Below are 11593 nucleotides of genomic sequence, written 5' to 3'. Positions count from 1 at the left end.
AGCTTACGAATTTAATTATTTAATATTAAAATTTACCATTAACATTTCATTTAATAAAAATTTAAGTTTCATTACCACACTTGATTTAATTTTTGTTTAAATTTGTTTAATAATTAATCAATTAAATAAAAATGAAAAAAATATTACTATTAGCTATGCTAGTTGTTTTTGGTGCAACAACCATGAACGCACAAACAAAATCTAAAGCGAAAAATGCTAAAACTACTAAAGTTGCAACTCCAAAAGTAGAAGGTGCAGGAATGCTTTTTGAAAGTGAAACTATCGATTACGGTACAATTCCTCACAAAGCTAACGGAGAAAGAGAATTTGTGTTTGTAAACAACGGAAACAAACCATTAATTATTACTGGTGCTTCAGGTTCATGTGGATGTACAGTTCCAACTTATCCTAAAGAACCAATTATGCCAGGAGCAAAAGGTGTTATTGGTGTAAAATATGATACTAATAGAGGTGGACAACCATTTAACAAAACGGTTACTGTAAAATCTAACGCTGTTCAAGGCGATTCTAAAATTTTAACTATAAAAGGTACTGTTTTACCAGCTGAAACTCCTGCTACGCAAACTGTGAAAAGCTAATTAAAACAAACGTTAAAAAACAAGCTCTCTTTTTAGGGAGCTTTTTTTTTGAATATATTTGTCAAAATAAAAAAAATGCGAAAGTTAGAAAATAGTGAACTCGAGAGAAAATCTGTTGAAGATTTTAAACAATCTGATAAAACACCAATTATTATTATTTTGGATGATATTAGGAGTTTACACAACATTGGATCTGTCTTTAGAACTGCCGATGCTTTTCTAATTGAAAAAATATACTTGTGCGGAATAACAGCAACTCCTCCAAACAAAGAAATTCATAAAACTGCACTTGGCGCCACAGAAACCGTAACTTGGGAGCATCAAAAAAATGTCTTGGAAGTTATTGAAAATTTGAAATCTGAAGATATTTTAGTGTATGCAATTGAACAAGTTGAAAACGCCATTTTTCTTGATAATTTTCAACCTAATAATTCTAAAAAGCATGCGTTAGTTTTTGGAAATGAAGTTTACGGCGTATCGCAAGAAGCAATAAAATTATGCGACGGAACCATTGAAATTCCGCAATTAGGAACAAAACATTCCTTAAACATTTCTGTAAGTGCAGGAATTGTTGTGTGGGATTTATTTCAAAAAATGAATAAATCAAACTAAAAATGAAACTGAAAAATTACCTTTTATTGGTTTTATTATTAGTGCAAGGTCATTTTTATGCACAAACTTTTAATGTAGCTCCAGTTTTAACCGCAACAGGAAATCAAATATATTGTCCGCAAACTTCAATGAAAATAGTTACAGATATGACCATTGTAGATCCAGATAATAATGGTATTGATGCTATTTATATTCAAATCTCATCGGGTTATAGTATTGGAACAGATATTTTAGCATTAACTGGAATTCATCCTACAATTTCATCTTCATGGAATCCGACTTTGGGGAAACTAACACTTTTTGGATTGTCTGGTCAACCAACTTACACCGCTTTAATTGCAGCAATCAAGGACGTAGAATTTTCAAATAGTTCAACAAATCCATCGGGTTCTCGAACTTTTTCAATTACTGTTGGTGAGGCTAATTATCTTCCATCCAATGGACATTATTATCAATATATTTCCAATATAGGAGTAACCTGGACTTCGGCTAAAACTTTGGCAGAATTGAGTCAGTATTATGGTTTGCAAGGTTACTTAGCCACAATAACATCCGTTGAAGAAAAACAATTATCTGGCGAACAAGCAGCAGGCGCAGGTTGGATTGGTGGAAGTGATGAAGAAACAGAAGGCGTTTGGAAATGGATGAGCGGTCCAGAAGCTGGAACAAATTTCTCCTACACTTTTTGGAATACTAGCGAACCCAACAATCAAGGTAATGAAGATTATGCGCACATAACCGCACCTGGAGTTGGAATTCTTGGCTCATGGAATGACTTGTCAAATACTGGAGAAGCAAGTGGTAGCTATCAACCAAAAGGATATATTGTTGAATATGGAGGAACACCTGGCGATCCAGTTTTACAAATTTCCACAAGTTCAACAATAACAATTCCTTCTATTACATCAACTGTGCAAGCATCAAATTGTGACTCATCAAGTATGACGTTACAGGCAACAACAAATATTGGAACTATTAATTGGTACACAAATCCATCAGGAGGAACACCAATTCACACTGGAACAAGTTTTACAACTCCAATACTTACTACAACAACAACTTATTATGTAGATTCTTTTCCAGCAGGATGCACATCAGGAACTAGAACAGCAGTAACTGCTACTGTAAATCAAGTTCCCACAATTACAATTAATCCCACTACTCCAATTTGCGAAGGCAACACGGCATCAATTACAGCATCAACAACAATAGGAACAATTTCTTGGTTTGACTCAATGACTTCAACAACTCCAATAGCAACTGGATCAACTTTTGTAACTCCAAACTTAACAACAAATACCACTTATTACGCTGAAGCAAATAATAATGGTTGTATTTCATCTAGAGTTTCTGTATCAGTTTCTGTAAATCCAATTCCAAATGTAACTGATGAAACAATTGAAATTTGCGAAAATGATACTTTAGTTTTAAATGCGGGAATTAGCGGAATGACTTATCTATGGTCAACTGGAGAAACTACTCAAAGTGTTGTTTATAATGGTTCAAATAATTATTCCGTTATAGTAACTAATTCTAGTAATTGTTCGAAAACAAAGAATTTTACCATTATCGAATATGCCGAACCAATAATCCAAGAAGTTCTTGTTCAAGGAAGTACGGCAACAATAATCATGAGTCAAGCTGGAGATTTTGAATATTCTGTTGACGGAATTAACTATCAAGATTCCAATATTTTTACCATTCAGCAAGGCGGACTTTACATAGCTTATGTAAAAGAAAAACACGATTGCGGATTGGACACTCAATCTTTTATAATCATATCCATTCCTTTATTTTTTACACCAAATGGCGATGGCGTTAACGACAATTGGATTATTAAAGGATTGACTCATTACCCAAATGCTAAAGTTGGAGTTTTTGACCGATATGGTAAATTAATTATTCAATTAACCGCAACTAAATTCTTTTGGGATGGAACTCATAATGGTCAACAATTAATATCCGATGATTATTGGTTTACCTTAAAAATTGATGATACTAAACCCGAAATTAAAGGACATTTTTCGATGATTCGTTAAGGAAGTTTATTTTTGATTTCTTCCAGAATTTGAATATAATCTTCTTGATTTTTCAGAAAATCTTTCTCAGAAACATCTACAACTAAAATATTCAAATCTTTTTGAGTTTTGATGTAATCGAGATACCCATTATTGATTTTATCTAAATATTCTGCAGGAATTTCTTGCTCGTAACTTCTACCACGACGTTTTATATTTTGAAGTAATCGCTCGGTATTTTGATACAAATAAATATACAAATCGGGTTTTGGCATTTCTTTATATATAATGTCAAAAAGTGTTTTATATAATCTATATTCGTCTTCGGCAAGCGTTACTTTTGCAAATATCAACGACTTAAAGATATGATAATCAGCAACTATAAAATCTTTAAACAAGTCAAATTGTGCTAAATCATCTGAAATTTGTTGGTATCTATCCGCTAAAAACGACATCTCTAAAGGAAAAGCATACCGATTTTGGTCTTTATAAAATTTAGGTAAAAACGGATTATCTGCAAATCGTTCTAAAACCGTTTTGGCATTAAAATCTTCAGCAATTTTACCAACTAAAGTAGTTTTTCCTGCACCAATATTTCCTTCAATAGCGATGTAATTAAAACCATCTAATTTTATCTTTTCTAATGGAGATTCTAGGTTCGAAATTTTAGTACACTTTCCAGTATCAGAACATTGATTAACTAATTGACTGACCGATTTTTGAATTATTGGATGAACCCATTCAGATGCAATCTCTTGCATTGGCAACAACACAAAAAGTCGGTTGTGTAATTGCTTGTGCGGAATCATAAGCGATTCACTATCAATTATTTCTTCATCAAATGTTATAATATCGATATCAATAATTCTTGGTTCATAATTAGTACTTTCATGTCGAACTCGTCCTAATTTTTTCTCAAGCTTCAGAATATTCTTTAATAATTTCTGAGGGTTTTTATGAGTATGAATTAAAACCGCACAATTATAAAACGAATCGCTATCAAAACCCCATGAATCGGATTCGTACAAGGATGAAACTTTGACAATTGTAGCAACTTCTTGGTGTAGTAGATTAATACAATTAGTAATATTTTCAAGACGATTGCCCTGATTACTGCCTAAAGAAAGTACGACTTGATGTTGCTTATTCATATCCGCAAAATAACTAAAAGAATTTCAAAATTGAAGTATATTTGCAACTTCTGTTGATAACTATTTTATTTTGCAATAATCAAATGGTTTGTAACAAATTAAGCCTTTTTACTACTTATATATAAAAATACTATTATGAGATTTTTAGGAAATGTATTAGCCACAATCGTTGGTTTATTTATTTTTTGCATGATTTTTTTCTTTGGAATCATTTTAATTGGAGCCATTGCCGGAAGCGGTGATTCTGAAACAGTAACCGTAAAAAGCAATTCTGTCATCGAATTAGATTTATCAAAAGTAAATTACGATTATGCCGGGAAAACTAATTTTGAAGACATGCCTTTTTTCAATGATAAAGACCAACACGATGGTTTATTTGACATTATAAACGCCATTGAATATGCCAAGTCAGATTCAGATATTAAAGGAATCTCTATTTTAAATAATTTTTCAAATCTTGGAATTGCCCAAACGAAAGCTTTGCGCGATGCTCTAGAAGACTTTAAAAAATCGGGTAAATTTATTTATTCGTATGCCGATGTTTATTCGCAAAAAGACTATTATTTAAATTCGGTTGCCAATACTATTTACTTAAATCCAATTGGCGAATTAGAATTTAAAGGATTATCTGCCGAATTAATGTTTTTCAAAGATTTGCAAGAAAAATCAGGTATAAAAATGGAAGTTATTCGTCACGGAAAATACAAAAGTGCCGTTGAACCTTTCTTAGAAAATAAAATGAGTGATGCTAATAGAGAACAAACAACGCAACTTTTAACTTCAGTTTGGAATTCGGTTATAACCGATGTTGCTTCAAGCAGAAAAGTTTCGGTTGAACGACTGAATCAAGTTGCCGATGGACTTTTGGCTCGAACTCCAGAAATGGCAAAATCTGAAAAATTAATTGATAAAATTGCTTACGAAGATGTGTATCATGATGACATTAGAAAAGCATTAAAAGTGGATAAAGACGACGATTACGAATCGGTTTCTATTGTAGATTATGCCGAAAAAGTGGCTTCAACATCTAAAGATTATAGTACCAAAGATAAAATCGCTATTATTTATGCTCAAGGCGAAATTGGAAGTGGCGAAGGCGATGTAAACTTAATTGGTGAAGGTGCAATGCGTCGTTCTTTACAAGAAGCTCGAAAAGATAAAAATGTAAAAGCGATTGTTCTTCGTATTGATTCTCCTGGCGGAAGCGCATTAACATCAGAATTAATTTGGAGAGAAATTGAATTGACTAAGAAAGCAAAACCAGTTGTGGTTTCCATGGGGAATTACGCAGCATCTGGCGGATATTACATTGCTTGTAACGCCAATAAAATTTTCGCTGAAGCAAATACTATAACAGGTTCAATTGGTGTTTTCGGGATTTTACCAAACTTTACAGTTGCCGCAGAACGCATTGGGCTAGATGTTGAGCAAGTTCGAACTAATAAAAACGCTTCTGGTTACAGTCCGTTTTTACCTTTGGATGATAATTATAGAGCGTTTGCTCAAGAAGGTGTTGAACATATTTACTCAACATTTGTAAAACGAGTTTCGGCTGGACGAAAATTAACTTTCGAACAAGTTGATGCAATCGGTCAAGGAAGAGTTTGGAGCGGAAGTGATGCTTTAAAAATTGGTTTAGTCGATAAAATTGGTGGCATGGACGAAGCGATAAAAGAAGCTGCAAAACTTGGAAAAACATCTAAATTTAGAACTCAAAATTATCCAGAATTTGAAAAAAGTTTTGAAGATATTTTAGCTAATTTTGGTTTATCACAAACACGTCAAGCTATTATTAAAGAAGAAATTGGTGAGCAAAACTACAAAGTGCTTCAACAAATAAAACAAATGACCAATCAAAAAGGTGTTCAAGCAAGAATGGCTTATGAATTAAAAATTAATTAAAATTTTTGAAATATAGTTACAGAAATCCGTTCAATCAATTTGAGCGGATTTTTTTTGTAGAAGTTGTTCTACAACAGGTAAATTATGAAACATTTTATGATAATTTTACAAATTAAAACAATCCTAATACACTAAATTTGTTGCATGTGCATGCGCAAGGCAAGATATTTGCATCATACAATTGAATAAAATTTAAATCATCATGGTAAAAAAAATTTTAAAAATCGTTGGAATCGTTTTGTTGTTGTTAATTGTTTCGGCATTTGCAATTCCATATTTATTTGAAGATCAGATAAAAGCCAAAATTGCTAAATCAATAAATGAAAGTGTTGACGCCAAAGTCGCATTTGCTGAAGCAGATTTAAGTTTGTTTAAAAGTTTTCCAAGCGCTAATGTTTCCATAGAAAAATTATCTATCATAAATAAAGCACCATTTGAAGGTGACACTTTAGTTGCATTAGAAGAATTAAATTTGAAAATGTCGGTAATGGAACTTTTTAATAGTGATGACGAACCGATGAACATCGACGCCATTTCCACTAAAAACGGATTAATAAATATTATTTTCAATAAAGACGGAATTGGCAACTTTGACATTGCTTTGAAAAATGCAGAGAAAAAAGCTGATACTGGAAAAAGCAAACCATTAGCATTGAAAATTAAAGAATATGATGTTGAAAATTTTAAGTTCAAATATTTTGATGAGAGATCGAAAATAAACATGGTTTTAGACAGCATCAATCACACAGGAAGTGGTGATTTTACTAATGATGTTTTAGATTTAGATACAAAAACTACAACCAAGGCATCTTTAACGATGGACAAGGTGAATTATATGAATAACATCGCAATTTCATTGGACGCCATATTAGGAATTGATTTAAAAAATAGCAAATATACTTTCAAACAAAACAAAGCTAAAATCAACGATTTGCCATTAGAATTTGATGGATTTATTCAGATGGTTGATGCTGGACAGAATTATGATTTGAAATTTAAAACCCCAACTTCATCGTTTAAAAACTTCTTAGGATTGATTCCTTCTGCCTATTCAAGTAGTTTGGATAAAGTGAAAACTTCGGGTGATTTTACCGTTGTAGGTTTTGCAAAAGGAATGTTAACCGATACAACAGTTCCAAAATTTAACGTTGCTATTGCATCTAATAACGCTTCTTTTCAATATCCAGATTTACCAAAATCGGTTAAAAATATTGTTATTGATACCAAAATTATCAATGAAACTGGCTTAATGAATGACACTTATGTTAATTTAGATAAGCTTTCTTTTTCAATCGATCAAGATGTTTTTAACGCTAAAGCAAATATCAAAAACGTGGCTACAAACGCTTTGGTTGACGCCGCTTTAAAAGGAACAATCAATTTAGGAAGTCTTTCGCAAGCCTATCCAATTAAATTAGACAAACCACTTTCTGGAATTTTAAAAGCTGATGTCACTACCAAATTCGACATGGAATCGGTAGAAAAAAGTCAGTATGAAAAAATCAATAATGCTGGAACCATGAGTTTGTCTGGCTTTAAATATGTTGATGAAAACGGCAAGGCGATGAACATTAGTTCGGCAATGGTTGCGTTCAATCCAAGTCGTGTAAATCTTCAAGAATTTAAAGCTACAACAGGAAAAAGTGATTTAAGTGTCACTGGAGTTTTAGAAAATTTCTACGGATTTATTTTTAGAAATCACGAGTTGAAAGGAAATTTCAATATGAATTCCAATCAAATTGCGGTTGATGATTTCATGACTACATCAGAGCCAACAAAAGCAGAGGCAAAAGGAAAATCGGAAGCGATGAAAATTCCGGCGTTCTTAAATTGTTCGCTTACAGCAAAAGCCAATACGGTTTTATATGACAATTTAACGTTGAAAGATGTTTCTGGAAAACTTATCGTAAAAGATCAAGCAGTAACTTTAGAAAATGTAAAAACCAATATTTTTGGCGGACAAATTGGCGTTAATGGAATGGTTTCTACGAAAGAGAAAACTCCAAAGTTCAATATGAATCTGAATTTAAACCAGGTGAATATTGCTGAAACTTTCACGCAATTAGACATGTTGAAAAAAATTGCTCCAATAGCTGGAATCATCAACGGAAAATTAAATTCGACCATTAAATTATCTGGAAATCTTGATGCCAATGAAATGACACCCGATTTAAAAACTATTTCTGGTGATTTATTGGGCCAATTATTATCGACTACAGTAAATGCTAAAAATTCTACTTTATTGAGTGCTTTAAGTTCGAATATCAAATTTATTGACATGAGTAAAGTGAACTTGAACGATTTGAAAGCAGCAGTTTCATTTAAAGACGGAAAAGTAAATGTGAAACCATTCGACATCAAATACCAAGACATGAAAGTTACCGTTGCTGGAACTCATGGATTTGATCAATTGATGAATTACAATTTAAAATTTGATGTTCCAGCGAAATATCTTGGAAGCGATATTAATAATTTGATTTCAAAATTAACGCCAGCCAATGCAGCAAAAATGGAAAACATTCCGATAAATGCTATCCTTGGCGGATCTTTTTCGCAACCAAAAATTTCAACCGATATTAAAGCCGCAACAACAACTTTAGTAAGTAATTTGGCTAAGCAACAAAAAGAACAATTGATAGGAAAAGGCACATCGGCACTTACCGATTTACTTAATAAAAATAAAAAGCCAGCCGATACTTCTACAACGAAAACACCTGTAAAAAAAGAAGAAGTAAAAACAAAAGCAAAAGATTTTCTTAATGGTATTCTAAAGAAAAAAGAAAAACCTGCAACAACAACTCCATAAAAAACAAAACCCTTTCACCAATTGAAAGGGTTTCTTTTTATAAATTTATCTTCACTACATAACCTTCAAAGGTTCGAACGTTAAAAACGGTTCCATCTTCAAAAATTAAATATTGTCCTTTTATTCCTGTAAGTTTTCCCGAAAAATTAGGTAATTTATCAAGATTTAAGCTGGATACTTTCTTTGGGTATTCCAAAACTGGAAAATGCAAATCATACAAATCGTCTTTCTCAGGATGATAATATTCTTGCACTTCCTTCGGAATTAAATATTTTAAACTCGCTCGTTCTTTTATTAAATCAACTGGAAGATATTCGTTTTTAAGCATTTTCTGCCAATTGGTTTTATCAGCAAAATGGTTTTTTAAGGCAACTTCGGTAATTCCTGCTAAATACCTATTTGGAACTTCAATAATTGGAATTGCTTGAACGGCACCTTGATCAATCCAACGTGTTGGCACTTGCGTCAATCTGGTTACACCAACTTTTACTTCGCTCGATAAGGCTAAATACACAATATGCGGTTGCAATTGTACTCTTTTTTCGTATTCTAAATCGCGGTCTTCAATATCTAAATGTGCAGTAGACAACTCAGGCTTCATAATCCAATCTCCAGCTGCAGCACTACTCATAAAGCAATCGTAACAAAATCCTTGACGAAATATTTTCTTTTTTTTACCACAATTCAAACATTGGTAACCTAAAAAAGTAATCTCCATCGACTTATTTAAAAGTTGATTTAAGTGAAGAAAACTATTTTCAAAAACCAAGTAATATTGAATTGGATTAGAATATTCGGTTTGCATTTTAGTGAGAACGCCTTCGTATGTCATATTAAATATTAGATTTATGATATTAAATTTTAAATATTTTACTATTTTAGCGTAAAGTTATAATTCGTAATTCGTAATTCATAATTCTCAATTCAAAATCATGCCTTTTCCAATAATAAATTCTATCGCATCCTGGGTTTTAAAGCAACGCATTCATCAGATTGAGTTCTTTTTAAAATACCCTAATGAAGTTCAGGATGAGTTACTTATGAATTTAATTCGCAATTGCGAAGAAACCGTTATTGGAAAAAAATACGATTTTGAATCAGTAAAAAATTACAAAACATTTACAGAAAGAGTTCCTGTTTCTACGTATGAAGAACTAGAACCAATGATTGAACTCACACGAAAAGGCGCACAAAATGTTTTTTGGAATACACCTATAAAATGGTTTGCAAAATCAAGCGGAACTACAAATGCTAAAAGCAAATTTATCCCAGTAAGCAACGAAGCTTTGGAAGATTGTCACTATAAAGGAAGCAAAGATTTGTTGTGTATGTATTTGAACAACAACGAAAATTCGGAGCTATTTCTTGGTAAAAGTTTGCGTCTAGGCGGAAGTTCTCAAATTTATGAAAACAACAATACCTCATTCGGAGATTTGTCGGCAATATTGATTGAAAATATGCCAATGTGGGCAGAATTCAGTAGTACGCCAAGCAACAAAGTATCGTTAATGAGCGAATGGGAAGCTAAATTGACCGCGATTATCAACGAAACAAAGAAAGAAAACGTAACGAGTTTTGCTGGCGTTCCTTCATGGATGTTAGTATTATTAAATCGAATTTTGACTGAAACCAATAATTCTAATTTGATGGAATTGTGGCCCAATTTGGAAGTATATTTTCATGGTGGCGTAAATTTCGAACCTTATCGTGAACAATATCAAAAGATTATCCCAAATAATAATTTCAAATATTATGAAATTTACAATGCTTCCGAAGGATTTTTTGCCATTCAAGATTTAAATTATTCTAACGATTTATTATTGATGTTGGATTACGGAATTTTCTATGAATTCATTCCGATGGACACTTTTGGAACTCCAAATCAAAAAATCATTCGATTGGCCGATGTTGAATTATATAAAAATTATGCCATTGTTATCACAACTAACTCAGGATTATGGCGTTATATGATTGGTGATACGGTTCGATTCACTTCTTTAAAACCACACCGAATTAGAGTTTCTGGTAGAACAAAGCATCATATCAATGTATTTGGAGAAGAATTAATGGTAGAAAATACCGATCAAGCTATTGCCAAAACTAGTTCGGCTTTAAATTGCGAAGTTAAAGATTACACCGTTGCTCCTATTTTTATGAAAGGAAAAGAAAAAGGTGCACATGAATGGATGATAGAATTTAAAAAACATCCCGAAGATATGGCTCAATTTCAGAAAGTATTGGACGAAACTTTGCAAACAGTAAATTCTGATTATGAAGCCAAACGTTATAACAACATGACATTAAACCAATTAAAAGTAAATGTGGCTCGTGAAAATTTATTTTATGATTGGTTAAAAGAGCAAGACAAATTGGGCGGACAACATAAAATTCCGAGATTGTCTAATGAACGAGATTATTTGGAACAGTTGAAAAGTATGCAAATTATTGTAAATTCTAAAGGTTAAGAATGAGAAAAACTGACATCCTATTCCTTCTTTCACTATC

The 11593-nt window shown here is 32.3% G+C and carries 8 protein-coding genes; 6 read left to right on the top strand and 2 right to left on the bottom strand.

What is annotated here, in order from left to right; translation table 11 throughout:
• Positions 1–131 precede the first annotated feature (131 nt).
• The 3 genes from LG45_RS00135 to LG45_RS00125 all read left to right on the top strand — a co-directional run bounded on the left by LG45_RS00135 (position 132) and on the right by LG45_RS00125 (position 3250).
• On the top strand, positions 132–599 hold the full coding sequence (locus LG45_RS00135; RefSeq protein ID WP_035123246.1) for a DUF1573 domain-containing protein: 468 nt from the start codon (positions 132–134) through the stop codon (positions 597–599).
• A 75-nt stretch (positions 600–674) separates the two neighbouring features.
• On the top strand, positions 675–1211 hold the full coding sequence (locus LG45_RS00130) for an RNA methyltransferase (RefSeq protein WP_035123244.1): 537 nt from the start codon (positions 675–677) through the stop codon (positions 1209–1211).
• A gap of 2 nt (positions 1212–1213) precedes the next feature.
• Complete coding sequence (locus LG45_RS00125; RefSeq protein ID WP_052087423.1) at positions 1214–3250, top strand: Ig-like domain-containing protein; 2037 nt, start codon at positions 1214–1216, stop codon at positions 3248–3250.
• On the opposite strand, the gene folK is transcribed toward LG45_RS00125, so the two are convergent.
• On the bottom strand, positions 3247–4380 hold the full coding sequence (folK, locus tag LG45_RS00120) for a 2-amino-4-hydroxy-6-hydroxymethyldihydropteridine diphosphokinase (protein WP_035123242.1): 1134 nt from the start codon (positions 4378–4380) through the stop codon (positions 3247–3249). The two genes, LG45_RS00125 and folK, sit on opposite strands and share 4 nt — an antisense overlap.
• Before the next feature lie 135 nt (positions 4381–4515).
• Here folK and sppA point away from each other — a divergent pair, with 135 nt between their 5' ends.
• Together sppA and LG45_RS00110 are read left to right on the top strand one after the other, a co-directional pair.
• On the top strand, positions 4516–6282 hold the full coding sequence (sppA, locus tag LG45_RS00115) for a signal peptide peptidase SppA (RefSeq protein WP_035123240.1): 1767 nt from the start codon (positions 4516–4518) through the stop codon (positions 6280–6282).
• A gap of 202 nt (positions 6283–6484) precedes the next feature.
• Entirely contained in the window at positions 6485–9088 is a 2604-nt protein-coding gene (locus LG45_RS00110; protein ID WP_035123238.1) for an AsmA family protein, read from the top strand.
• Positions 9089–9125: 37 nt separating this feature from the next.
• Here LG45_RS00110 and LG45_RS00105 read toward each other — a convergent pair whose 3' ends face one another.
• The gene (locus tag LG45_RS00105) at positions 9126–9920 is read right to left on the bottom strand and encodes a DUF2797 domain-containing protein (RefSeq protein WP_035123236.1); all 795 of its coding nucleotides are present in this window, start codon (positions 9918–9920) and stop codon (positions 9126–9128) included.
• 100 nt (positions 9921–10020) lie between these two features.
• On the opposite strand from LG45_RS00105, the gene LG45_RS00100 reads away from it, so the two are divergent.
• Positions 10021–11553 (top strand): GH3 auxin-responsive promoter family protein, encoded by a 1533-nt coding sequence (locus LG45_RS00100; protein ID WP_035123234.1) that lies wholly within the window; start codon positions 10021–10023, stop codon positions 11551–11553.
• Positions 11554–11593: the final 40 nt, after the last annotated feature.

Source organism: Flavobacterium aquatile LMG 4008 = ATCC 11947, from assembly GCF_000757385.1.
Taxonomy (GTDB): domain Bacteria; phylum Bacteroidota; class Bacteroidia; order Flavobacteriales; family Flavobacteriaceae; genus Flavobacterium; species Flavobacterium aquatile.
The sequence above is the reverse complement of the archived record's forward strand: the minus strand, read 5'-3'. Positions and strand labels throughout refer to the sequence as shown.